Raw genomic sequence first — 22,969 nt, forward strand, 5'->3', positions numbered from 1 at the left:
ATGCCGGCCGCCCGCGAGACCCCGCGCACCTGGTTCCATCGCCCCTGGTTGCTGGCGATGCTGGCGGCTGTCCTGAGCGCGGCGGTGCTGATGCTGGGCAGCGTTGGGGTGGCCATGCACGAGGTCCAGCAGCGCGAAAGCGAGCAGATGAACGCCCAGGGCCGGCGCTTCCTGGAGCGCCTGGAGCAGCTCTTCCGGCAACTGCGCGAGGGCCTGGATACTCTTGAGGGGCAGCCGCTGCGCGGGTGCAGCGCGGACATGGTTGCGGTGCTGCAACAGGTCAGCTTCAACTATCGCTTCATCTATGAAGCGGCCTACATGGATGCCGACCAGACCTGCTCCAACTGGCCCCGGCAAAACCTTGCGACTTCTCCCCGACCGGCGGATATCCGCGGGCCCACCTACAGCTACTGGCTCAATACCTCGGCCCAGCCCAACGAAAACCTGGCGGCGCTGATGCTCGGCCGGGGCAATTTCCGCGTGGCCACCTCGCGCGGGCACCTGAGCGACGTGGTCGACCTGCCGTCCGGCGGCAGCCTGATGGTGGTGGTCGACCACGGCGCCCGGGCCATACCGGTACTGGGCCAAGCCCGTTCCTGGCCGCCGGAGCAACCCTGGCAGGATGATCGCAGCCGGCCGTTGCAGGTGACCCGCGACTTGTTGGTGTACCGCATGCCGACCCGCAATCCCGAATACCAACTGGTGCTGATCACGCCACGGGCCAGCATGCAGGCCGAGTTGCTCGATGGCTGGTGGTGGCTGCTGCCGACCAGCCTGCTGCTGGCGCTGTTCATCGGCGCCCTGGTGTATCAGTTGGCGCGCCAGCGCCAGTCCCTGGGTGCCGAATTGCAGGGGGCCTTGCGTCGTAACGAACTGCAGGTGCTGTACCAGCCGATCTTCGATCTCAACAGCCGGTTGTGCGTGGGGGCCGAGGCTCTGCTGCGCTGGCGGCGTCCGGACGGCACCTTGACCAGTCCCGAACTGTTCATCCCCCTGGCGGAGAACACCGGGCAGATCCGCCAGATCACCGATTTCGTCCTGCAACGCCTGCTGGAGCAACTGGGACATGTGCTGCGGGCCAATCCGCAACTGTATATCTCGGTCAACCTGGCGGCCTGTGACGTGATGGTGCCGCGTGTCGGCCGGGTCATGGCCAGGCTGCTGGCGTTGCACCGGGTCGCGGCGCGGCAGATCGCCTTCGAGGTGACCGAGCGTGGGCTGATCGACGTGGTAGTGGCGCGCAACAACCTGCAAGCCCTGCGGGATGTCGGGCACAAGGTGCTGATCGATGACTTCGGCACGGGATACTGCAGCCTGGCCTACTTGCAGAACTTGCCGGTGGATTGCCTGAAGATCGACAAGGCGTTCGTCGACGCCCTCGGTCACGATGCCGCCAGCAGCGGCGTGGCCCCGCACATCATCCGCATGGCCCATGCCCTGAAGCTCAAGGTGATCGCCGAAGGCATCGAATGCGAGGACCAGGCCGTGTTGCTGAGCAGCGAAGGCGTCAACTTCGGCCAAGGCTGGCTGTTCGCCCATGCCCTGAGCGCCTTGCAGTTCACCGAGTTGATTACCCGTGGCCGACGCCTGGTGGCCAGGCGCCTGGACGATGAAGCCTGAACCCTAGAGCGGCAGGGCCAGGTAGAACTGGGTGCCCTGCCCGGGCCGCGAGTAAACGCCCATGCGCCCGCCATGGAGCTGGACGATTTCCTTGCACAACGCCAGCCCCAGGCCGGCGCCGCCCTTCTTGCGTCCCACCTGGACGAAAGGTTCGAAGATCCGCCCCTGCTGGCCATAGGCGATGCCTTCGCCGTTGTCCTCGACGCTGACGATCACCCGTTCGCCGTGGCGTCGGGCCTGCAGGCGGATCTGCCCACCGCGGGCGGTGTGGCGCAAGGCGTTGTCCACCAGGTTGTCCAGTACCCGTTCCAGTTGCGGGCGGTCGGCATGCAGGCGCGGCAGCGGCGCCTGGATCTCCAGCAGCAGCGCGATGTCCTGTTGTTGCGCCTGCTCGCTGAAGCGCCCCTGGGTCTGTTCCAGCAATTCGTCCAGGGAGCAGGGCGCGAGGGTCAGCTTTTGCAGGCCGTTCTGGTAGCGGGAGAAGTTCAGCAGGTCGTTGATCAGTTGCATCAGGCGCTGCATTTCTTCGTTGACGGTATTGAGCAGGTCGGTTTCCCGGGACTCCTCGGCAAAATGCAGGCGCTCCTGGAGCAGTCCGAAGGCCATGTGCATGCCGGTGACCGGGGTACGCAGCTCATGGGAGGCGCGTAGCACGAACTCGCTGCGCACACGCTCGAAGGCTCGCTGCTCGGTGACATCGTGCAGCACCATCACCGCTCCGAGGATATGCCCCTGGGTATGGCACACCGGAGTCAGGCTGTAGGTCAGCAGGCGGGCTTCGCCGTCGACCTCGATATCCAGGTCCTCCGGTGCCCGCTCCAGGTTGCCGCCGCGCAGCACCAGTTGCAGCTGCTCGTCCAGCTCCGGGCGTTGCAAGGCGCTTCCCAGGCCTTGGCCAAGGCGCTCCTGGTCCCAGCCGAGCTGGCGCTGGGCCACCGGGTTGAGGTGCTCCAGCCGGCCCTGGCGGTCGATCATCAGCAAGCCGTCGTCGATGCTGTCGAGCACGGCCTGCAGGCGTTGCTGGCCGGCCAGCAGTTCATCGACATTGGTTGCCTGATGCTGGCGCAGGACTTCGGCCATGATCCCGAAGCGCCGGGTCAGCAGGTTCATTTCCGCCGGGCCGGAGATCGGCAGGGTAACGTCGAAATTGCCTTGGCTGATCTTGTCCGCCGCCTTGGCCAGGGCCTCGATCGGGCCGCCGAAGCGCCGGGCGATGGAGTGGGCGGTAATGAAACCGATGATCAGCACCGCCAGGCCTACCAGCCCCAGCAGGCCGGCCACCAGCAGCGCCCGGCCACGGGTCTGGTGCTCCACTTCGCTGATGTTGTCCAGGGCGCGCTTGTGTTCGTTGATCAGGCCCCCGCGCAGGGTATTGAAGCGCTCGGTCAGCTCGTTGTTGTTGCTCAGGCTGGAGGTGCTGTGTTCGAAAGCCTCGAAGAAGCTGACGTAGTCGCTGCGCGCCTGCTGGAAGCCACTCTGTCCCTTTTGTTGCTGTTCATGGGCGATGCCCTGGTCGAGCAATTCCAGGTAGTGCTGCCGGGAGGCTTGCAGAGCCGCCGGATCGGGCTTGTTGCTGAGCATGAGGATCAGCTGGTCGCCGAGGGTCTGGCGCAGCTTGAGCCCCAGGTCCAGGGTGATGAAGTTGTTGCGGATCAGCGATTCCTGGGTACTGGCCATCTGCATCACGCTGACCAGCCCCAGCACCAGGCCGAGCAAGGCCACGGTGATCAGGGCGGAGATGCTGAGAAACAGCCGGGTCCGCAGTTTTATCGCGAGCTTCATGGGGTCCCGTTCACAGGTTGTACTGCTTGCGTTTGCGATACAGCGTCGAAGCATCGATGCCCAGGGTCTTGGCGGCCTGGTCCAGGGTGTCGCTGGTGGCCAGTACCGCGCCGATGTGGGCCTTCTCCAGTTCATCCAGGCTCAGCGCGGCGCCGATCCGCGGGGCGTTGTTGGTGGGCTGCTCGGCCATGCCCAGGTGGCTGATTTCCACCCGCTCCTGGGGACAGATGATGCTCGCGCGTTCCACCACGTTGCGCAGTTCGCGGATGTTGCCCGGCCAGCGGTAGTTGAGCAGCGCTTCCCGGGCTTCGTCGCTGAAGCCGCGGGCTGGCCGCGAGTACTCCTTGACGAAGCGCGCGAGGAAACGATCGGCCAGGGTCAGGATGTCCTCGCTGCGTTCACGCAGGGGCGGCAGGTGCAAGGTGATGACGTTCAGGCGGTACAGCAGGTCTTCGCGAAAGCGCCCATCGCGCACCATGTCTTCCAGGTTGAGGTTGGTGGCGGCGAGGATGCGAACATCGGCCCGACGGGTCACCGGATCGCCGACACGCTCGTATTCCTTGTCCTGGATGAAGCGCAGCAGCTTGGGTTGCAGGGTCAGCGGGAAGTCGCCGATCTCGTCGAGGAACAAGGTCCCGCCGTCGGCCTGGTTGACCCGGCCCAGGGTGCTTTCGCTGGCGCCGGTGAAAGCGCCCCGGCTGTGGCCGAACAGCTCGCTTTCCATCAGTTCGGCGGTCAGCGACGGGCAGTTGATGGTCACGCAGGACTTCTTCGCGCGTTTGCTCCAGCCATGGATGGCCCGGGCCAGCTCGCCCTTGCCGGTGCCGGACTCGCCGAGGATGAGGATGTTGGCGTCGGTGCTGGCCACCTGGCGTGCGGTTTCCAACACCACCTTCATGGCTGGGCTGTGGGAGTCCAGGCCGTCGCTGGGTTTGCGCACTTCGCCTTCCAGGGCTTCCAGGCGCGCCGAGAGCTGGCGTACCTCCAGCTGCTTGGCGGTGGCCAGGCGCAATTGATCGGGGCTGCAGGGCTTGACCAGGTAGTCGGCGGCGCCGGCCTGGATCGCATCCACTGCGGTGTCCACGGCGGAGTGTGCGGTGACGATCACCACCCGCATCCAGGGAGCCTGGACGCGCATCTGGGCCAGGACGTCGAGACCGTTGTCTTCACCCAGGCGCAGGTCGAGGAAGCACAGGTCGAACACCTGGCGCTGCAACAAGGTATCCGCCTGGGCCGCGCTGTTGGCGGTGGCGACGGTATAACCCTCATCTTCCAGGCAGTAACGGAAGGTGCGAAGGATGGCGGATTCATCATCCACCAACAGGATGCGGCCTTGATTTTCCGGCGCTGACTCCATTTTTCCTGGGCTCCTTATATAGACGATCTTATTTAGTCCCGGAAAAATCGGGCAAGTTGCAAGGTTGATTCTGATCCATTCTGCGGCTTGCAGGTTAGATCTCTCCGAGACGAATAGCTAACCCACTGAAACACATGATGTTTTCAATAATGGGGCGGTTCCGCTCAGATGCCGGTCTGTATCAGGCTGCTCGCCGTTCGGCAAAGTTCCCACCACAAGTCAGAAGGTGTTCGATCCTGCACAAGGCGATCGTGCATTTCGCACGGCCCGGCAAGCGGGCATCGTGCAGGATGCGTCTCGTCAGGTTTCGATGAGTTTTCATAACTATATGATTTTGTTGGTTTTTTTATTTGTTACAAAGCTGGCATGCAGCCTGCAATACCTCTCCCACATCGCATAACAACATCTCAACCGCTGTGGGAGGTATTTCAGGATGAATCGCCAACGTCTCGCCCAAATGCGTATCGCGCCGCTGCACTTGCAACAAGGCTTGTTCGCCAGCCTTGCCCTGCTGGTCACCCTGATCGCCGGGCAGCAATTGCAGCGCTGGCAAGACAGCGAAGCGCCCGCTCCCCGTGTAGCGGTCCAGCACATGACCCAGACCCATTTCGCCCCGGTGAGCGGCCAGTTCACCGAAGCACCCCTTGCACAATTGATGACCGTCGACCAGGCACAACCGGTGCTTGAGTCGCCCCGCGAGGAGCGCTGGGTGTTCTAGACGGCCTGGGCACCGCGGTCGTGCCGGCCTTGCGGCGGCGTCGACTGTCCATGCAGGTAGCGTTTCCAATAAAGAAGAGTAAGGAGAATCATCATGCTGAGTTGGGCAATCACATTCCTGATCATCGCCATCGTCGCTGCCGTGTTGGGCTTCGGTGGTATCGCGGGTACGGCCACCGGAATCGCCAAGATCCTCTTCGTGGTGTTCCTGGTGATGTTCATCGCTTCGTTCTTCTTTGGCCGTCGCGGCCGGGGCTGACCATGGGGTTCTCCTACAAGACTCTGGCCGCTGTCGTGCTGCTGGGCGCCAGTACCCTGGCGAGCGCAGCCAACGACGGCCAGGCACGCGCCAACCAACTGCTGAACTCGGATCCACAGTTCCGCAAGACCTGGCAAGACGTCGTGCAGAAGGAAGAGCGCCTGCCCGAATGGGTGATGAACCTGTCGGGCGAGGCCGAGCAAATGAATGCAGTGCAGGAGGATGGCGACAAGTACCTGGTGGGCCCCCTGTGCGAAACCGCCCAGAGTTGCCGCAACCAGCGCCTGATCGTGGCCTTCGGTTTCGATAAAAAGCATGCCTATGCATTGCTGGTGGAAGTGCCTGCGGGGCTGCCCGCCGACAAGTCGCCCACCCGGCATGCCAACTACCGGTTTCTCGGCAAGCCCGAGCCCGGTATGCAGGAATTGCTTAAAGAGCAGCTGAGAAAGGACCCGAACTGGTATTGAGTCCGGGTCAGGCGAATAGACGAAAGGGCCAGGTGCGCTTTCGGCTGTTGCACGACCCGAGGAGGGCACGTGCATGACCAGGGGGCCGGGACGTTCTGATCCACCAGAGATCGGAGTGACCTAGGGGTACAGGGAGTGCCTCCGCGAGGGCCGGGTCAGGAAAAAGCGACGGCGCAAGCTCCCAGGTCGGCATCGACCTGATGAGCTTGCGGCGTGCTTGGACAGGAAAAAGACCCGATCTAGAGCCCTTGGCAAGAAAACCCACAGTGCGAACTGAAAAATCTTCCTTTGACTCCGGTCAAACGTTACCTGGTGTTTCTCTGCGACCGTATATCGAGAAACTTTCCGGGAAATCCGGAAGGTTCAAGGGCACCCGAAACAGAACATTCCTAAATTTTTTTAGACCTTTTCCTGACCCTTCCGACAAGCCTGCACGCCGCCTGAAATGGCCGTTTCACGGCATTCTGGCCTGCCGAAATGTCGTATTCGAACCGGTTGGGACGCTCGTTTTGTTTCGAAAAACTCATGCCGATTCGGCATAGGGTAGGCGTTTACGGCATTAGACGCGCCACCCTTGCATCGGAATAGTTGCGCCTTTTTTCGCCTGCAGAGAGCCGTCATTGCTCGCTCGGGATGACCTTATACGGGGGCCGATGCACAGACTTTTCCGCCATTGAGCGTTGCAGTTCGCGCATCTGCCCGAGTCCAACTGAAGTAAGGGTAATGATATGAAGAAGGCCAAATTAAGCCTCGCCTGGCAGATCCTCATCGGTCTGGTCCTGGGTATTGCGATCGGCGCACTGCTCAATCATTTCAGCGCTGAAAAAGCCTGGTGGATCAGCAACGTCCTGCAACCTGCGGGCGATATCTTTATCCGCTTGATCAAGATGATCGTGATCCCGATCGTCATCTCCTCGCTGGTGGTCGGCATCGCCGGTGTCGGCGACGCCAAGAAGCTGGGCCGCATCGGCCTCAAGACCATCATCTACTTCGAGATCGTGACCACCATCGCCATCGTCGTCGGCCTGCTGCTGGCCAACCTGTTCCATCCGGGCGCAGGCATCGACATGAGCACCCTGGGCACCGTGGACATCTCCAAGTACCAGGCCACCGCGGCCGAAGTGCAGCATGAACACGCCTTCATCGAGACCATCCTCAACCTGATTCCGTCGAACATCTTCGCGGCCATGGCCCGTGGCGAGATGCTGCCGATCATCTTCTTCTCGGTGCTGTTCGGCCTGGGCCTGTCGAGCCTGCAGGCCGACCTGCGCGAGCCGCTGGTGAAGATGTTCCAGGGCGTTTCGGAAACCATGTTCAAAGTCACCCACATGATCATGAACTACGCCCCCATCGGCGTATTCGCACTGATCGCGGTGACTGTCGCCAACTTCGGTTTCGCCTCGCTGCTGCCTTTGGCCAAGCTGGTGATCCTGGTCTACGTGGCCATCGCTTTCTTCGCCTTCGTGGTCCTGGGGCTGGTCGCACGCCTGTTCGGCTTCTCGGTGATCAAGCTGATGCGCATCTTCAAGGATGAGCTGGTGCTCGCCTACTCCACCGCCAGTTCGGAAACCGTGCTGCCGCGAGTGATCGAGAAGATGGAAGCCTACGGCGCGCCGAAGGCGATCTGCAGCTTCGTGGTGCCTACCGGCTACTCCTTCAACCTCGACGGCTCGACCCTGTACCAGAGCATCGCGGCGATCTTCATCGCCCAGCTGTACGGCATCGACCTGTCCATCAGCCAGCAACTGCTGCTGGTCCTGACCCTGATGGTCACTTCCAAGGGTATCGCCGGGGTTCCGGGCGTGTCCTTCGTGGTCCTGCTGGCCACCCTGGGCAGCGTCGGCATCCCGCTGGAAGGCCTGGCCTTCATCGCCGGTGTCGACCGCGTGATGGACATGGCGCGTACCGCCCTGAACGTGATCGGCAACGCCCTGGCGGTGCTGGTGATTGCTCGCTGGGAAGGCATGTACGACGACGCCAAGGGCCAGCGCTACTGGAACTCCCTGCCGCACTGGCGCAGCAAGGAGAAGCTGCCAGCCGGCGAGATCTCCAAGGGCTGAGCCGCCTGACGCCCGCCCGCCACCCTGGTGGGCCCGCGCAACAGACAAACCCCGGTCGATCCGGGGTTTGTCGTTTCTGCAGCCCCCGCTATCATTCGCGGCATCTTCCGAGGGATATGACCGATGCTCAATGGCCTGTGGCTTGGCTTCTTTATCGTTGCAACCGTTTCCGCCCTGGCGCAGTGGCTGGTGGGGGGCAACGCCGGGATCTTCGCCGCCATGGTGGAAAGCATCTTCGCCATGGCCAAGCTGTCGGTGGAGGTCATGGTGCTGCTGTTCGGTACCCTGACCCTGTGGCTGGGCTTCCTGCGGATCGCCGAGAAGGCCGGCATCGTCGAATGGCTGGCCAAGGTCCTCGGCCCGCTGTTCAAGCGCCTGATGCCGGAAGTGCCGCCGGGCCATCCGGCCCTGGGCCTGATCACCCTGAACTTCGCCGCCAACGGCCTGGGCCTGGACAATGCCGCCACGCCCATCGGCCTCAAGGCCATGCGCGCCCTGCAAGAGCTCAACCCCAGCGCCACCACCGCGAGCAACGCGCAAATCCTGTTCCTGGTGCTCAACGCATCGTCCCTGACCCTGTTGCCGGTAACTATCTTCATGTACCGCGCCCAGCAAGGCGCGGCGGACCCGACCCTGGTATTCCTGCCGATCCTGCTGGCCACCAGCGCCTCGACCCTGGTGGGCCTGCTGTCGGTGGCGGTGATGCAACGCCTGCGGTTGTGGGATCCGGTGGTACTGGCCTACCTGGTTCCCGGTGCCCTGGCCCTGGGGGCCTTCATGGCGCTGTTGGCGAGCTTGTCGGCGGCGGCCCTGGCATCGCTGTCGTCGATCCTCGGCAACCTGACGCTGTTCGGCCTGATCATGCTGTTCCTGGTGGTCGGCGCGCTACGCAAGGTCAAGGTCTACGAGGCTTTCGTCGAGGGTGCCAAGGAGGGGTTCGACGTCGCCAAGAACCTGCTGCCGTACCTGGTGGCCATGCTGTGCGCCATCGGCGTGCTGCGGGCTTCCGGCGCCCTGGACTTCGGTCTCGACGGGATCCGCCACCTGGTGGCCTGGGCCGGTTGGGATACGCGCTTCGTCGATGCCCTGCCCACCGCCATGGTCAAGCCGTTCTCCGGCAGTGCAGCCCGGGCGATGCTGATCGAAACCATGAAGAGCCAGGGTGTGGACAGCTTCCCGGCGCTGGCGGCGGCGACTATCCAGGGCAGCACCGAAACCACCTTCTATGTGCTGGCGGTGTATTTCGGTGCGGTGGGTATCCAGCGGGTCCGGCACGCCGTGGGCTGCGCCCTGCTGGCGGAGTTTGCCGGCGTGGTTGCGGCGATCGCTGTCTGCTACTGGTTCTTCGGCTGATCCTGCGCCGGCCTGCCGGCGCAACGGACCTCAGCGTTTCTCCACCTGGTTGCCCTGCCCCACGGCCCAGTCCACCACCTGGCGGGCCAGCACGTCGCTGGCCTGGCCGAACCCGGTCACCACTGCCGGCACCTGGGTCTCGGCCAGCGGCTGGCGTACCTCGAAGCGTCGGCTGGCGAGGATCTTCTGGTCAGCACCACGGATCAACCGCGCATCCAGGCGTATCACCACCTGGGCGGCCTTGCCCTGGTATTCGGTCTGGAACGCTTGCAGGTCGCCGCCCAGGGCCAGGTCGGTCTGCAAGTTGCTGTCGTCGGTGCTCAACAGCTGGACCCGGCCATCGCGCTGGAACCCGTCCAGCAGCCGGTTGCGCAGCAGGATCGGCGCCGGGTCGGTCCAGCGGGAGGCCTTGTAGCTGCTGAGCAGGTCGCCCTGGGGGATCACCGCGATCCGCGCACTGTTCAGGGCATCGCTGGCCTGGGGCTTGAGCAGTTGCAGCGACCACGGCAGGGCCTTGCCCGGGGTGCTGGCCTGGCCCACCGGCAAGCGGTAGATATCCAGCGGCTCGCTCTGGGGCAGGATCGAGCAGCCACCAAGGGCCAGGACGGTCCCCAGGGCCAGGGGGGCAAACAGGCGGCTGGCACGCATCATGGCGTGAACTCCTTGTTCTTCTCGTTACCCAGCAGGTAACCACCGGGGTTGGCTTCCAGGCGGCGGGTGATGGCCCGCAGCGAGCTCATGGTCTCGCGCAATTCGCGCACGGCCGGTGCCAGGCCATTGAGGCCCTGCATGCCGTTGCTCAGCGAGTCCTGGTTGTCGTTCAGCAGCTGGTTGAGGGTGGCGCTGCTTTGCTCCAGGGAGCGCATGGCCTGCTGGGCGCTGCCGAACATCTGCCGGCCCTGGTCGTTGAGCAGGCCGTTGGCGTTGCGCATCAGCGCGGTGGTCTGCTCGAGCATGGCGCTGGTCTGCTTGGTGATGATCCCCAGTTGCTGCATCAGCTGGCGCAAGTCGTTGCGCTGCTCGGCGATGCTGGCGGTGGTCTTCTGCAGGTTATCCAGGGTACTGCCGACCCGGTCCACGTTCTCCGGGGAGAACAGCTGGTTGGCGTTGTGCAGCAGCAGGTTGACCCCGGTCATCAGGTCGTCGCTGTTGTTCAGCAGCCGGGCGATGGGCGATGGCGAGGCGGTGATGCTCGGCAGGTGGCCGTTCTTGCCCTTGAGCGGCGGGCTTTGCGGGGTGCCGCCGCTGAGCTGGATGATCGAGGTGCCGGTGATGCCGGTCAGCGCCAGTTTGGCTTGGGTGTCTTCCTTGATCGGCGTGTCGCCGCCCAGGCGGATCTGCGCCAGCACCCGGCGCGGGTCCTTGGGATCCAGGCGCAGGTTGACCACGTCGCCGACCTTGATCCCGCTGTACTGTACCGAGCTGCCCCGGGACAGGCCGCTGACCGCTTCGTTGAAGACGATCTCGTAGTCCTGGAAGGCGCTGTCGACGCTGGACTTGGCCAGCCACAGGCCGAACAGCAAGGCGCCGGCCACCAAGATCACCGTGAACAGGCCGATCAGTACGTGATGGGCTCGGGTTTCCATATCATCCCTCGTTGGTCGGTGTCGCGGCCTGGTACGCCGCGCGGCCCCGGGGGCCGTGGAAGTATTCGTGGATCCAGGCGTCCGCAGTCTCGGCGACGATATCGATGGCATCGGCCACCAGCACCTTCTTCTGCGCCAGTACCGCCACCCGGTCGGTGATGGTGTAGAGGGTATCCAGGTCATGGGTGACCAGGAACACGCTCAGGCCCAGGGCATCGCGCAGGGTCAGGATCAGTTGGTCGAAGGCGGCGGCGCCCACCGGGTCGAGGCCGGCGGTGGGCTCGTCGAGAAACAGGATGTCCGGGTCCAGGGCCAGGGCGCGGGCCAGGGCCGCGCGCTTGATCATGCCGCCGGACAGCGACGCGGGGTACTTGTCGGCCGCCGACAGCGGCAGGCCGGCCAGGGCCAGCTTCACCGCCGCCAGGTGCTCGGCGTCGGCGCGTGACAGGCCGGCATGTTCGATCAGCGGCAGGGCGACGTTCTCGGTCACCGTCAGCGAGGTGAACAGCGCGCCCTTCTGGAACAGCACGCCGAAACGTCGCTCCACCAGCGAGCGCTGTCGCTCCGGCAAGCTCGGCAGGTCCTGGCCGAATACCCGTACCGAACCCTCGCTGGGCTGGCGCAGGCCGACGATACTGCGCAGCAAGACCGACTTGCCGCTGCCCGAGCCACCGACCACGCCGAGGATCTCGCCCTTGTACACGTCCAGGTCGAGGTTCTCGTGCACGCTCTGCTGGCCGAAGCGGTTGCACAGCCCGCGAACCTCGATCACCGCCTCGGCGGGCGCGCGCGGCGGGCGGCTCACCAGCCCATCTCCATGAAGAACAGCGCGGCCACGGCGTCGATGACGATCACCACGAAGATCGACTGCACCACCGCGGAAGTGGTGTGTGCGCCTACCGACTCGGCGCTGCCACTGACCTTGAAGCCTTCCAGGCAGCCGATGGCGGCGATCAGGAAGGCGAATATCGGGGCCTTCACCAGGCCCAGGAGAAAGTGTTTCACGCCGATATCCGAATGCAACAGCGAGAGGAACATCGCCGGTGAGATGTCCAGCGACAGCGCGCAGACCACCCCGCCGCCGATGATGCCCGAGAGCATCGCCAGGAAGGTCAGCATCGGCAGCGCCACCAGTAGCGCCAGGACCCGGGGCAGCACCAGCAATTCCATGGGGTCCAGGCCCAGGGTGCGAATCGCGTCGATTTCCTCGTTGGCCTTCATCGAGCCGATCTGCGCGGTGAAGGCGCTGGCGGTACGCCCGGCCATGAGGATGGCGGTCAGCAGCACGCCGAATTCGCGCAGGAAGGAAAACGCCACCAGGTCCACGGTGAAGATGCTGGCGCCGAATCCAGCCAGCACCGTGGCGCCGAGGAAGGCCACCACCGCCCCCACCAGGAAGGTCAGCAAGGCGACGATGGGCGCGGCGTCCAGGCCGGTCTGCTCGATATGCGCCACCACCGGGGTGATGCGCCAGCGCCTGGGATGCAACAGGCCGCGGGCCAGGGTCTCGAGGATCAGGCCGATGAAGCCCAGGACCTTCAAGGTGTCGTGCCAGACGGTGTAGACCGAGCCGCCGATGCGCGAGAGCAGTTGTATGCCCACCGGGATTTCCGGTTGCTTGACCGGCACGCAGAAGTCGTTCAGCGAGCTGTAGACGGTTTGCAGCAGGGCACGGTCGGCGGCGGACAGGGTGCAATCGGGATGCTCGGCGCTGCGTCCCAGGCGCTCGGCACCCAGCAGCTCCACCAATAGCGAGGCGCCGGCGGTGTCCAGGGCGCCGAGGCCATTGAGGTCGATGTGGGTGTCGCTATCGTAGCGCCCGGCCAGGGATTGGCTGAGGCGCTTCAGGTCGCTGTAGTGCGCCAGCGTCCAGTCGCCGTGGATGCGCAATTGCGCCGGAGAGTGGGCAAGATCCAGTTGAGCGGTGCCGGGCGTCACGCTGGTAGTCATAAGCTCCAAGCTTGTATGGCCATTTTGCAGTGCTACGTAATAGCACGATCCACATTACTTTGCCTCGCCGGGCTTGGCCGCCTGTTGATCTGGATCGTCGATCTGGAAGCGCAGCACGCCGATCACCTGGCCGTCCTCGGTGACGACCCGGACCTGCCATTTGCCGGCGGGGTTGGCCGGGAAGTTCTGCTTGTGGGACCAGGCGCGGTAACCCTCCTTACGCCCGCCGTGGATGTCCAGGGCGATGCGGTCCACCTCGCTGCCGTTGAACTGCCAGACATGGTAGATGCGCTCGTCCAGGCCCCGCGGCGCGTTGATCGCGGTGTAGGCGTACAGGCCATTGCCACGCACTTGGCTGGCGCTGAGGGTTTCCAGGCTGGCGCCTGGAGTACGGTCCTGGAGCTGGGTACTGATGGCGTCCTCGGTCAGCCACAGGGTGGCCGGTGGCACCCAGGAGCGCAGCAGCCAGCCGGTGCCGCCGATGGCCAGGGTGATGCACAGCACGGTCAGGGCGCTGCGTACGCTGCGGATCGGCAGGATCGAGGCCAGGCTCGGGAAGGACAGCAACATGGCGGTGCCCAGGGCCAGCTTGAAGCTCTGGGCGGTGGTCAGGTGCAGGATCAGCGGCAGCGCCGTCAGCAGCACGGCGAACAACGTCAGCGTATGCAGGGCCAGGAACAGCCAGCGGCGAGGGGCCAGCCACTTGTAGTACAGCGGGTCGGTGATGGACACCAGGGCCGCGGCGCCCAGTAGCCCGGTGAACGCCAGTTGGCCGCTGTTCCAGCTGGTGGTGATGAAAAAGAACGGCAGGACGAAGAACAGGCTTTCCTGGTGGATCATCTGCGTGGCATAGCGCAGCAGCGGCTGCGGGATCTCGCGCTTGAAAACCTGGGCGAACAGCTGGGTCAGGCTGTTTTCCAGCATCAGCCAGACCCAGCTCACCAGCATGATGATAGCGATCCATGAGGCCAGGCCCTGTTGCCGGTCCACCAGGATGAAGCTGCAGACCCCCGAGATGAAGCCGCCGAGTGCGATGACCCCGGGGTAGCGCTTGATCAGTTCCAGCAGGCGCTGTATGTGTCGGTTCCAGTCGGGCATCGGCAGCAGGTCACGGTCAGGGTGGGAAAAAGCGCGACAGGATAACGTTGGCGGCTGCCCGTGGCGAGGGAGTCCACCCGCTCCCGGATGGGAAGCGGGTCGGCCCGGCCGATGGGCATGGCGGTACCGGTTTTCGGGCTGTCATGCAGCGCCCTGCCAGGGTCAGCTGGTGCGCCGGCGCAGCAGGCCCGCGCCCACGCCGCCCAGCACCGCCAGGATCAGCAGCCCGCCCAGCAGCCAGAGCACTTGCTCGTCGCTCAACAGGGGTTTTTCGATCCGCAGGTAGCCCGGCTGTTCAAGCAGTTGGTGCAGGGCCTGGTTGGCCTGGGCCAGGGTCACGGCGCGCAGGGCCTTGGCCGGATCGCTGAAACGCCCATCGTCGAGATCCCCCAGGGCGCTCCAGTAGTAGTCCGCCAGGGCGCTATTGCCCTGCACCGCCCAGGCCTGGCGATCGATGGCGGCCTGCTTCAGGCGGGCGAAGGCGGCGGGGTCCAGGCCGTCCTTCAGCAAATGTGCCCGCAACTGCTCGACTACCTGCCGTGCTTCGTCCAGGTCATCGCGCTCCAGGTCGGCGTTGAGGCTGAGGAACCCGACACCACCGAAGACTTCGCGATCGCTCCAGGGGCCGTAGGACAGTTCATGCTCCAGGCGCAGCTGGCGGTACAGGGCCCAGTCCAGGTAGTCCTTGAGCAGGTCGAAGGTTTCGCTGTGCTGTTGCTCCAGCACCGGCTCGGGGAACAGCCAGTGCAATTGGGCACTCTGGCCCACCCAGCCACGGATCAGGCTGCGCGCCGCTGCGGCATGGCCCTGCATTTGTGGCAGCTGCGGGTGTTCACTGGGTTCCACCGGCTCCAGGGCGCCGTAGGTGCGCTCCAGATAGGCGGGCAGCAGGCGATCCAGTTCGCCCACCACGATCAGGCTCATGTTGTTGGGGGCGTACCAGTCCTTGCGCACCTGCTCCAGCCGGGCCAGGGTCAGGTGGCTGACTTCGGCTCGCTCGGCGCACTTGAGCCCCAGCTCCACCGCCAGCTGGTTGCTGGCCTTGTGGCCCAGGTCCTGGCGGTCGAGCCAGCGTTGCAGGTGCGAGTAATGGCCGCCGTCTTCACGCTCCACCACGCGCTTGGCGCTGGCCAGGGCCTTGTCGTCCAGGCGGGTGTGGGTCAGTAGCGACAGCAGCAGGTCGAGGACCTTGCGCTGGTTGCGCGCCGGGGCCTCGATCACGAAGGTGGTATCGGCATTGCTGGTATAGGCGTTCCATTCGCCGCCCAGGGCTTGCATGCGTTCTTCCAGGCCACCCTCGCCGCTGGCGTCGATGCCGCTGAACAACAGGTGCTCGAGCAGGTGCGGCAGTTCCTTGTCGGTGCAGGGGAAGTCATCCAGGCCCACGCCGACTACCAGGCGGATCGCCACGTGGCCGCGTTCGCTGCCAGGCTTGAGCAGCACCTGCAAGCCATTGGGCAGGGTGTAGTCTTCGACCTGGAAGCGATCCAGGGCCCATCCTTGTGCACTGCCCAGCAGCAGGCAGGCGAGTAACAGACAACGCATAACAAGAACTTCCTTACGGCGTGCGTAAGTTGTAGAGACTGCACATGACCCTGGACGTTCAGGGCGAGTGGGTGATGTCGCTCATGTCCTCGACTTCCAGGGCCCCGGTATCCGAGGTTTCCAGCACGACATAGGCGCTGCTGCAGAACAGCGAGTTGAGGCGCTTCATGTCGGCGATCAGTTCCAGGTGCAGGGAGCTGGTCTCGATGCTCTGGACGATCTTGCGTTGCAGGCGGCTGACGTGGGCGTGGGCCAGGCGCCGTTCCTGGGCGCGGAAACGGCGCTTCTCGCGCAGCAGTTGCCGGGCGCTCTCCGGATCGGCACTGAGGAATACCGAGAGCCCCAGGCGCAGGTTGGCGATCAGCTGGGCGTGCAGGCCGGTCAGTTCCTCCAGGCCGACCTCGGAGAACGAGCGGCGCTGGGAGGTTTTCTGCTGCTGGACCTTGCGCAACATGCGCTCGATCAGGTCGCTGGCCAGCTTGAGGTTGATCGCCAGTTCGATGATTTCCGCCCAGCGCCGGCTGTCCTGGTCGCTGAGGTCTTCGCGGGGCATCTGTGCCAGGTACAGCTTGATGGCGCTGTACAGCGCCTCGACGTCGTCGCTCAAGGCCCGCAATTCCTGGGTGATGGCGGTCTGCTTGCCGCGCAATACGTCGCCCATGGCTTCGAGCATGCTGTCCACCAGGTCGCCGATGCGCAGGGTTTCCCGGGCGGCGTTGGCCAGGGCAAGGCTGGGCGTGACCAGGGCAGTGGGGTCCAGGTGGCGCGGCCGTGCCCGGCCATTCTCCTGGGCGCGCTCGGGCAGCAGCCAGGCGCAGAGCCGCGCCATGGGGCTGACACTGGGCAACAGCAGCAGGCAACGGGCGGTGTTGTAGAGCAGGTGGAAGCCGATCACCACTTCCTGGGCACTGAAATCCAGGCTGTCCATCCAGTGGGCCAGCGGATCGAGAACCGGGATGATCAGCAGCAGGCCGATCAGCTTGTACAGCAAGCTGCCCAGGGCTACCTGGCGCCCGGCGGCGTTCTGCATGCTGGTGCTGAGAAAGGCCAGCACGCCGCTGCCGATGTTGGCCCCGATCACCAGGCCGATGGCCACTGGCAGGCCGATGACCCCGGCTCCGGCCAGGGTGGCGGTGAGCAGCACGGCGGCCAGGCTGGAATAGGAGACCATGGCGAACACCGCGCCCATCAGCGCATCCAGCAGGATGTCGCCGGTCAGCGAGGCGAACAGCACCTTCACCCCCTGGGCATGGGTGATGGGTGCGGCAGCTTCCACGATCAGTTGCAGGGCCAGGATGATCAGGCCCAGGCCGATGCCGACCCGACCCAGCTGGCCGGCGCGGGTCTGCTTGCGCGAGAGGAAGAACATCACCCCGATGAAGATCAGCAGCGGCGAGAGCCACGACAGGTCGAAGGTCAGCACCCGGGCCATCAGGGCGGTACCGACGTCGGCGCCGAGCATGGTGGCCAGGGCCGGGGTCAGGCCCATCAGGCCCTGGCCGACGAAGGAGGTCACCAGCATGGCCGTGGCGTTGCTGCTCTGGACCATGGCCGTTACCAGGATCCCGGCGATGAACGCCAGCGGACGCCGGCTCATGTTCTGGCCGATCACGTGCCGCAGGTTGGAACCGTAGACCCGCAGGATCCCGGTACGCACGATATGCGTGCCCCACACCAGCAGGGCCACGGCGGAAAGCAGATTGAGCAGGGTCAGCATGCACGGCCCCCCTGGGGTGAAGAGCCCCAAGCGGGGCCAATGGACGTTGCTGCGCGCGGTTCTAGGTTATGTATGTAAGCTTTAGTCGGCTAACGCACAGGGCGCCAGCATCGCATAGCTGTTCCGGCGACTGAAACATAACTGTTATGAAAACGTCATGTACCGGACAAGCAAAAGGGGCCCGAAAGCCCCTTTTTCATTTCAGCGATTCCAGCGCATTCGGTTTATTGACCGGGAATGTCCTTGCGCAGTTTCACTGGATCCACTTGTTTTTTCTTCGCCAGGTTGGTGCGCAACTTGATGTTGATGACTTCCACCGCCAGGGAGAAGGCCATGGCGAAGTACACATAGCCCTTGGGCACATGCACGTCGAAGGCTTCGGCGATCAGTACGGTACCGACCACCAGCAGGAACGACAGCGCGAGCATCTTCAGCGATGGGTGCTTGTCGATGAATTCGCTGATGGTGCCCGAGGCCAGCATCATCACCAGCACCGCGACGACGATCGCCGCCACCATTACCGGCACGTGGGAAACCATGCCCACTGCGGTGATCACCGAGTCCAGGGAGAACACGATGTCGATGATCGCGATCTGGATGATGGTGTAGATGAAGTTGCCGCCCTTGCCCTTGGGTTCGTCGCTGGACTCATCCTCGCCTTCCAGGGCGTGGTACATCTCCTGGGAGCTTTTCCACAGCAGGAACAGGCCACCGAAGAACAGGATCAGGTCACGCCCGGAGATACCCTGGCCGAGCACGGTGAACAGGTCGTCGGTCAGGCGCATGACCCAGGTGATCGACAACAGCAGCATGATCCGCGTGATCATCGCCAGGGCCAGGCCGAAGATCCGGGTGCGGGCCTGCATGTGCTTGGGCATGCGGCTGACCAGGATCGAGATCATGATGATGTTGTCGATGCCCAGGACGATCTCCAGGGCCGTCAGGGTGAAGAAGGCAACCCAGATTTCCGGGTTGGTCAGCCATTCCATGTGTGTTCCTTTGAGCGAGGGTTATGGCCCCGTCCGACGATCGGCCAGGGCGAAGAATCTGTGGTCTTTTATAGAGTGCTGAACAGGGGAAATATTCCCATCAACAAGGCGGCGAGCATTATGCACAGGCAGACCAGCACTGCCCACTTGAGGGTGAAGCGCTGGTGATCGCCGAACTCGATGCCGGCCAGGGCCACCAACAGGTAGGTCGAGGGTACCAGCGGGCTGAGCAGGTGTACGGGCTGGCCGACGATCGACGCGCGAGCCATCTCCACCGCGGTGATGCCGTAGTGGCTGGCGGCCTCGGCCAGTACCGGCAGGACCCCGTAGTAGAAGGCATCGTTGGACATGAAGAAGGTGAACGGCATGCTCACCAGGGCGGTGATGACCGCGAGGTAAGGGCCCAGGGCCTCGGGGATCACCGCCAGCAGGCTCTTGGACATGGCGTCGACCATGCCGGTGCCGGACAGGATGCCGGTGAAGATCCCCGCAGCGAAGATCAGCCCGACCACCGCCAGCACGCTGCCGGCGTGGGCCGCGACCCGGTCCTTCTGCTGCTGCAGGCAGGGATAGTTGACGATCATGGCGATGCTGAACGCCACCATGAACAGCACGGGCAGAGGCAGCAGGCCGGCGATCAGCGCGCACATCAGGGCGAAGGTCAGGGCACCGTTGAACCAGATCAGCTTCGGCCGGCGGGCGTCGGGGAACTGCGAGACGCTGATCTCGCTATGGTCCATCTCGTCGCCGACCAGGTGCAGTTCGCCCAGGCGAGCGCGCTCGCGCTTGCCGTACAGGTAGGCGATGGCCAGGATCGCCACCACGCCGGCCAGCATCGCCGGGATCATCGGCACGAAGATATCCGAAGGGTCCACGTGCAGCGCACTGGCGGCGCGGGCAGTGGGACCGCCCCAGGGCGTCATGTTCATCACGCCGCCGGCGAGGATGATCAGGCCGGCCATGATCCGCGGGCTCATGCCGATGCGGCTGTACAGCGGCAGCATGGCGGCCACGCAGATCATGTAGGTGGTGGCTCCGTCACCGTCCAGCGATACCACCAGCGCCAGCACCGCGGTGCCTACCGAGACCTTCAGCGGGTCGCCCTTGACCAGCTTGAGGATCTTGCGCACCGCAGGGTCGAACAACCCGGAGTCGATCATCAGGGCGAAGTACAGGATGGCGAACATCAGCATCACGCCGGTGGGGGCCAGCTTGGTGATGCCTTCGAGCATCATCGGGCCGATCTTCGGCGCGAAACCACCGAACAGGGCGAACAGGATCGGCACGATGATCAGGGCGATCAGCGCCGATAGGCGCTTGGTCATGATCAGGAACATGAACGTGATGACCATGGCGAAGCCAAGGAAAGTCAGCATGGGAATACTCCAGGCGTAGCGCGGCTAGGGAATGTCGGACCGGGTGGGTTCAGCGCGGGACGGCAAGCACGAGGCGTACGGGAGCAGGGATAGCGAACAGGCGGGTACGAGCGGACATCAGAATCACCATTGTTGTTGTTAATTGGACCGGGAGCGCTGAGCGCCCACTGTGGCCAGCCGGTCTGTCGCCGGCAGTGGGGGGCGATGCTAATGGGGCAAGCTTTCAGCCAGCTTTCGCCGGAGAAAGGAAGTCGTGGCTGTGGCAATGCCCGACAGGCGGCATACAGTGAAGGACTTCAAGGCAAAGGAGGCAGGGACATGGACCCATTGCACAGCGGGGGCTGCCATTGCGGCCGGGTGCGTTATCAATTCAGTGGGCCGTTGCAGGATATCGCCCACTGCCATTGTTCGATCTGTCGTCGGGTCAGCGGCGGCTTGGTCACGACCTGGATCACCCTGCCCGCCTCGGCTTTCAGGTGGCTGGCGGGCAACCCGGCCCGCTATGACTCGTCCGCCAGTTGCGCCCGGTATTTCTGCGCTGATTGCGGGGCGCACCTGGCCCTCATCACCCAGCTGAGCCCGGACAGCATCGACGTCACCATCGCCACCCTGGATCATCCGGAGCAGGCCCCGGCGCAGCGGCATATCTGGACCGACAGCCGCCTGCCCTGGCTGCACCTGGACGAGCACTTGCCGCAGGAACCGCAAGAAACCCTGTAGCCCCGGGCTGCGCCCGAGCGCGCAGTGGTCGCGAGGCTCTCAAGACCACCAAGCAAGGCCTGCGGTCCTTTTCGCTCGGCTGCGGTTATGGCAGTTCCAGGCCACCGGCGGCCTTGTGCAGCGCCCGCAGGTGTTCGCCCACCTGTTTGAGGTTGGCTTCGTTGGCGGCGATCTCGGCAGCGCGGGCTGGTTCCAGCAAGGCCCGCACTTCCTTGTCCAGGTCGCCGGTCAGGGATTGCAACTGCTTCTGCCGCTGGCTGCTCTCGGCCTCCAGGCGCCGCCATTCTCCAGGTTGCGGCAAGCCATAGCCGCTGCTACCCAGTAGCTCCGCCGGGCGGCTGAGAAAACCGCTGTTGGCGAGAATCTGCTGCAGGGTCTGGTTGGCCTTCTCCATGCCGCCATTCTTCAGCTCGCGGGCGTCCAGGTAACGTTGCTTGACCTCGTCCTGGGCCAGCAACAGCTGGCGGCGAAAGCTCGCCTGCTCCAGGAGCAGCAAGGCGGCGCTGGTGCGCAGGTCGGCCTGGGCGAACCACTGGCGGCGTTGCTCGGCGCTCAGTGACAGCCAGTCCTCGACGTTGGCCTGCTTGATCGGCAGGTTCTTCCTGATGACCTCGAACATCGCCTGGTAGCGATCGCGGAACGAGTCGAAGCGATAACCCAGGCGCAGGGCCTCGCGGGGATCGTCGAGCACGCTGGTATCGGCCAGTCCCCTGCCCTTGAGCACTTCCAGCAGGCCATTGGGCATGATGCTGTCCAGGCCGACCAGTTGCTTGTTGTTGCTGCCGCTGCGCAGCAGCTTGAGGCTCTCCACGGCGCAGTTGTTGGACAGGAAGTAATAGTTGCCGTCGTAGCTCCAGTGCATCTCGGCGGCGTGTTCCACCACTTCCTCGATCTCGCTGCGCGAGAGTTTCAAGGGTACCGAGGCCAGGCTGCGCAGCTCGGTCTTGGTGTATTCGTCGATCACCTGGGCCAGCGGCAGGATGAACAGCCGCGACGGGTACTTGCCCACCAGGCCATCCCAGCTGGAGAGCTGCACGTCGCCGACGAAGGCGCGATAGGACAGCACCAGGTGCTGGTCCAGGTCCAGTCGGCAGTCTGGTCCACGGGGCCGGCCCGGGGCACAGATCACCAGGCGCAGCATGCTGTGGCCCCAGCGACTGACCCAGTTCTGGTTGGCTTCGGCCAGCAGGTAGTCCACCGCGTAGACCCGCTCCGGGTCGACCTTCCCCAGGGGCGTCTTGGCGAAGTCGTTGCCGGCATTGAGGAAGGCGAAGGACTTGGCGCAGGTGTCCTTGGCAGCGGGCGCCCAGCCGAAATGTTCCTGGTAGTAGCGGTAGAGCGCCGGACGCCGGCAGGCGTAGCTCGGGTCCAGGAGGAAGTACTCCATGTTCACCGCGACGAACTCTTTGGGGTTGGTCGTTTCGTAGAGGTCGGGGCTGCGGGCGATCTGGCGGTTGTGCTGCTCGCGCTCCCCGCGGCGGCCGACGTACTGCTGCCAGCCGGCCAGGTCCAGCAGGCGCGGGTCGTCGCTCAGGGTGAAGCGGCGATCGTTCTGGCCACGGCAGGCGTCCGGCAGGCCGATCAGGCCGGTGGTGCCGTTGTTGCGGGTGCAGCGTTGGATCAGGTTGCGTTCGGCGCTGGGCCAGAGGCGCGCACGATCATAGATATGGGTCAGCTCATGGAGCACGGTGGCAAGCATTTCCCGGCGCACGGTGCCATGGGGGCGGCTGGTTTTCTGGGTGGCGGCGGAACCGTCGGCAAGGCTCGGCAACAGTGCGCGGTTGAGGTCCAGCTCCGCTACCAGGGAGGCTTCACCGTAGGCGTTGTCGGGCATGCGATCGGTCCAGCCGACGGCGATGGTGCGATCCAGCTGCTGGATGAAGCTCGGCGGCAATGCCTGCATCGCTTCGTCCAGCAGGGCCTGGCTGGCTTGTTGCTGCTGCGAGGTCAGGCCATCGGTCTTCAGGCGCAGCTTGAGGTCGGCCTGGGCGGTGCCGCAGAGCAAGCCCAGGGTCGTTGCCAGCAGCCAGGCGCGCAGCGGCTTCACAGGGCGAGGATGGCTTCGGCCAGTACCTGGTCGCTGGCATCGCGGGCTTCCGGTACGCGGGCCCGCAGGGTGTCGAAGGCGGCTTCCAGCTGGGCGCCACGGATATCGCCGTTGCTGGCGACGAAGCTGGCGGCGTCGTCATGGGCTTCGCGCACGAGCTTGGAGTCACGGATCGAGGTGGTGGTGTCCGAGGTGAAATCGATGGTGCGACCGAAGGCACGGACGATGATGTTACTGGTGGCCACCAGGGTATGTGCCTGGGCCACGTCGGCCAACAACAACAGGCCGAGGGTGGCGGCAATCAGCGGGCTACGCATGGGATGACT

Annotated in this window: 20 protein-coding genes; 7 read left to right on the top strand and 13 right to left on the bottom strand. The window is 64.5% G+C overall.

The annotated features are described in order from the left end of the window. Complete coding sequence (locus GDH07_RS31565) at window positions 1-1,620, top strand: EAL domain-containing protein (RefSeq protein ID WP_152899832.1); 1,620 nt, start codon at window positions 1-3, stop codon at window positions 1,618-1,620. A gap of 3 nt (window positions 1,621-1,623) precedes the next feature. Here GDH07_RS31565 and GDH07_RS31570 read toward each other — a convergent pair whose 3' ends face one another. Beyond that, window positions 1,624-3,402 carry a KinB sensor domain-containing domain gene (locus tag GDH07_RS31570; protein WP_022642716.1) on the bottom strand — a complete coding sequence of 593 codons (1,779 nt, stop codon included), beginning with the start codon at window positions 3,400-3,402 and terminating at the stop codon, window positions 1,624-1,626. Between the two features lie 10 nt (window positions 3,403-3,412). Further along, on the bottom strand, window positions 3,413-4,759 hold the full coding sequence (gene algB, locus GDH07_RS31575; protein ID WP_022642717.1) for a sigma-54-dependent response regulator transcription factor AlgB: 1,347 nt from the start codon (window positions 4,757-4,759) through the stop codon (window positions 3,413-3,415). Between the two features lie 433 nt (window positions 4,760-5,192). On the opposite strand from algB, the gene GDH07_RS31580 reads away from it, so the two are divergent. From GDH07_RS31580 to GDH07_RS31600, 5 genes are all read left to right on the top strand, one after another. Then, a complete protein-coding gene (locus GDH07_RS31580) occupies window positions 5,193-5,477 on the top strand; it encodes a hypothetical protein (RefSeq protein ID WP_031321043.1) in 285 nt (94 codons plus the stop codon). A 93-nt stretch (window positions 5,478-5,570) separates the two neighbouring features. Further along, window positions 5,571-5,735 carry a DUF1328 domain-containing protein gene (locus tag GDH07_RS31585; protein WP_003170804.1) on the top strand — a complete coding sequence of 55 codons (165 nt, stop codon included), beginning with the start codon at window positions 5,571-5,573 and terminating at the stop codon, window positions 5,733-5,735. Window positions 5,736-5,737: 2 nt separating this feature from the next. Further along, window positions 5,738-6,202 (top strand): inhibitor of vertebrate lysozyme family protein, encoded by a 465-nt coding sequence (locus GDH07_RS31590; RefSeq protein WP_053137930.1) that lies wholly within the window; start codon window positions 5,738-5,740, stop codon window positions 6,200-6,202. A gap of 728 nt (window positions 6,203-6,930) precedes the next feature. Further along, window positions 6,931-8,262: a glutamate/aspartate:proton symporter GltP gene (gltP, locus tag GDH07_RS31595; protein ID WP_022642721.1), complete on the top strand. Its 1,332-nt coding sequence runs from the start codon at window positions 6,931-6,933 to the stop codon at window positions 8,260-8,262. Between the two features lie 123 nt (window positions 8,263-8,385). Next, entirely contained in the window at window positions 8,386-9,615 is a 1,230-nt protein-coding gene (locus tag GDH07_RS31600; protein ID WP_022642722.1) for a nucleoside recognition domain-containing protein, read from the top strand. Window positions 9,616-9,645: 30 nt separating this feature from the next. Here the strand turns inward: GDH07_RS31600 and GDH07_RS31605 are convergent, their stop codons facing one another. The 9 genes from GDH07_RS31605 to GDH07_RS31645 all read right to left on the bottom strand — a co-directional run bounded on the left by GDH07_RS31605 (window position 9,646) and on the right by GDH07_RS31645 (window position 19,876). Next, window positions 9,646-10,266: an ABC-type transport auxiliary lipoprotein family protein gene (locus tag GDH07_RS31605; protein WP_152899815.1), complete on the bottom strand. Its 621-nt coding sequence runs from the start codon at window positions 10,264-10,266 to the stop codon at window positions 9,646-9,648. After that, on the bottom strand, window positions 10,263-11,201 hold the full coding sequence (locus GDH07_RS31610; protein ID WP_152899816.1) for an MlaD family protein: 939 nt from the start codon (window positions 11,199-11,201) through the stop codon (window positions 10,263-10,265). Before GDH07_RS31610 ends, GDH07_RS31605 begins: the two co-directional genes overlap by 4 nt. A gap of 1 nt (window position 11,202) precedes the next feature. Next, window positions 11,203-12,006 carry an ABC transporter ATP-binding protein gene (locus GDH07_RS31615; protein WP_022642725.1) on the bottom strand — a complete coding sequence of 268 codons (804 nt, stop codon included), beginning with the start codon at window positions 12,004-12,006 and terminating at the stop codon, window positions 11,203-11,205. After that, window positions 12,003-13,151, bottom strand: coding sequence for an ABC transporter permease (locus GDH07_RS31620; RefSeq protein ID WP_152899817.1), 1,149 nt, complete (start codon window positions 13,149-13,151; stop codon window positions 12,003-12,005). Before GDH07_RS31620 ends, GDH07_RS31615 begins: the two co-directional genes overlap by 4 nt. Before the next feature lie 54 nt (window positions 13,152-13,205). Further along, window positions 13,206-14,249 carry a DUF5924 family protein gene (locus GDH07_RS31625; protein WP_152899818.1) on the bottom strand — a complete coding sequence of 348 codons (1,044 nt, stop codon included), beginning with the start codon at window positions 14,247-14,249 and terminating at the stop codon, window positions 13,206-13,208. Window positions 14,250-14,411: 162 nt separating this feature from the next. Further along, on the bottom strand, window positions 14,412-15,794 hold the full coding sequence (locus GDH07_RS31630; protein WP_152899819.1) for a M16 family metallopeptidase: 1,383 nt from the start codon (window positions 15,792-15,794) through the stop codon (window positions 14,412-14,414). 58 nt (window positions 15,795-15,852) lie between these two features. Further along, window positions 15,853-17,511 carry a Na/Pi cotransporter family protein gene (locus GDH07_RS31635; RefSeq protein ID WP_152899820.1) on the bottom strand — a complete coding sequence of 553 codons (1,659 nt, stop codon included), beginning with the start codon at window positions 17,509-17,511 and terminating at the stop codon, window positions 15,853-15,855. Between the two features lie 224 nt (window positions 17,512-17,735). Continuing rightward, entirely contained in the window at window positions 17,736-18,500 is a 765-nt protein-coding gene (locus GDH07_RS31640; RefSeq protein WP_053137940.1) for a TerC family protein, read from the bottom strand. 68 nt (window positions 18,501-18,568) lie between these two features. Beyond that, window positions 18,569-19,876, bottom strand: coding sequence for a CitMHS family transporter (locus GDH07_RS31645; RefSeq protein ID WP_152899821.1), 1,308 nt, complete (start codon window positions 19,874-19,876; stop codon window positions 18,569-18,571). A 318-nt stretch (window positions 19,877-20,194) separates the two neighbouring features. Between GDH07_RS31645 and GDH07_RS31650 the strand changes: the two genes are divergently transcribed. Continuing rightward, on the top strand, window positions 20,195-20,596 hold the full coding sequence (locus GDH07_RS31650; protein WP_022642731.1) for a GFA family protein: 402 nt from the start codon (window positions 20,195-20,197) through the stop codon (window positions 20,594-20,596). A gap of 85 nt (window positions 20,597-20,681) precedes the next feature. On the opposite strand, the gene GDH07_RS31655 is transcribed toward GDH07_RS31650, so the two are convergent. Both GDH07_RS31655 and GDH07_RS31660 read right to left on the bottom strand, forming a co-directional pair. Further along, window positions 20,682-22,643: a DUF7844 domain-containing protein gene (locus GDH07_RS31655; protein WP_343038368.1), complete on the bottom strand. Its 1,962-nt coding sequence runs from the start codon at window positions 22,641-22,643 to the stop codon at window positions 20,682-20,684. Further along, entirely contained in the window at window positions 22,640-22,960 is a 321-nt protein-coding gene (locus tag GDH07_RS31660) for a DUF2388 domain-containing protein (protein ID WP_022642733.1), read from the bottom strand. Before GDH07_RS31660 ends, GDH07_RS31655 begins: the two co-directional genes overlap by 4 nt. Window positions 22,961-22,969 lie beyond the last annotated feature (9 nt).

The organism is Pseudomonas piscis, from assembly GCF_009380155.1.
Classification (GTDB): Bacteria; Pseudomonadota; Gammaproteobacteria; order Pseudomonadales; family Pseudomonadaceae; genus Aquipseudomonas; species Aquipseudomonas piscis.

Bases quoted from the DNA above. Each gene is read 5' to 3' on its own strand.
- GDH07_RS31625 (WP_152899818.1), bottom strand. From the start codon at position 14,249: ATGCCCGACTGGAACCGACACATACAGCGCCTGCTGGAACTGATCAAG.
- algB (WP_022642717.1), bottom strand. From the start codon at position 4,759: ATGGAGTCAGCGCCGGAAAATCAAGGCCGCATCCTGTTGGTGGATGAT.
- GDH07_RS31580 (WP_031321043.1), top strand. From the start codon at position 5,193: ATGAATCGCCAACGTCTCGCCCAAATGCGTATCGCGCCGCTGCACTTG.
- GDH07_RS31640 (WP_053137940.1), bottom strand. From the start codon at position 18,500: ATGGAATGGCTGACCAACCCGGAAATCTGGGTTGCCTTCTTCACCCTG.
- GDH07_RS31660 (WP_022642733.1), bottom strand. From the start codon at position 22,960: ATGCGTAGCCCGCTGATTGCCGCCACCCTCGGCCTGTTGTTGTTGGCC.
- gltP (WP_022642721.1), top strand. From the start codon at position 6,931: ATGAAGAAGGCCAAATTAAGCCTCGCCTGGCAGATCCTCATCGGTCTG.
- GDH07_RS31600 (WP_022642722.1), top strand. From the start codon at position 8,386: ATGCTCAATGGCCTGTGGCTTGGCTTCTTTATCGTTGCAACCGTTTCC.
- GDH07_RS31650 (WP_022642731.1), top strand. From the start codon at position 20,195: ATGGACCCATTGCACAGCGGGGGCTGCCATTGCGGCCGGGTGCGTTAT.
- GDH07_RS31585 (WP_003170804.1), top strand. From the start codon at position 5,571: ATGCTGAGTTGGGCAATCACATTCCTGATCATCGCCATCGTCGCTGCC.
- GDH07_RS31605 (WP_152899815.1), bottom strand. From the start codon at position 10,266: ATGATGCGTGCCAGCCGCCTGTTTGCCCCCCTGGCCCTGGGGACCGTC.
- GDH07_RS31565 (WP_152899832.1), top strand. From the start codon at position 1: ATGCCGGCCGCCCGCGAGACCCCGCGCACCTGGTTCCATCGCCCCTGG.
- GDH07_RS31570 (WP_022642716.1), bottom strand. From the start codon at position 3,402: ATGAAGCTCGCGATAAAACTGCGGACCCGGCTGTTTCTCAGCATCTCC.
- GDH07_RS31590 (WP_053137930.1), top strand. From the start codon at position 5,738: ATGGGGTTCTCCTACAAGACTCTGGCCGCTGTCGTGCTGCTGGGCGCC.
- GDH07_RS31620 (WP_152899817.1), bottom strand. From the start codon at position 13,151: ATGACTACCAGCGTGACGCCCGGCACCGCTCAACTGGATCTTGCCCAC.
- GDH07_RS31645 (WP_152899821.1), bottom strand. From the start codon at position 19,876: ATGCTGACTTTCCTTGGCTTCGCCATGGTCATCACGTTCATGTTCCTG.
- GDH07_RS31610 (WP_152899816.1), bottom strand. From the start codon at position 11,201: ATGGAAACCCGAGCCCATCACGTACTGATCGGCCTGTTCACGGTGATC.
- GDH07_RS31635 (WP_152899820.1), bottom strand. From the start codon at position 17,511: ATGCTGACCCTGCTCAATCTGCTTTCCGCCGTGGCCCTGCTGGTGTGG.
- GDH07_RS31630 (WP_152899819.1), bottom strand. From the start codon at position 15,794: ATGCGTTGTCTGTTACTCGCCTGCCTGCTGCTGGGCAGTGCACAAGGA.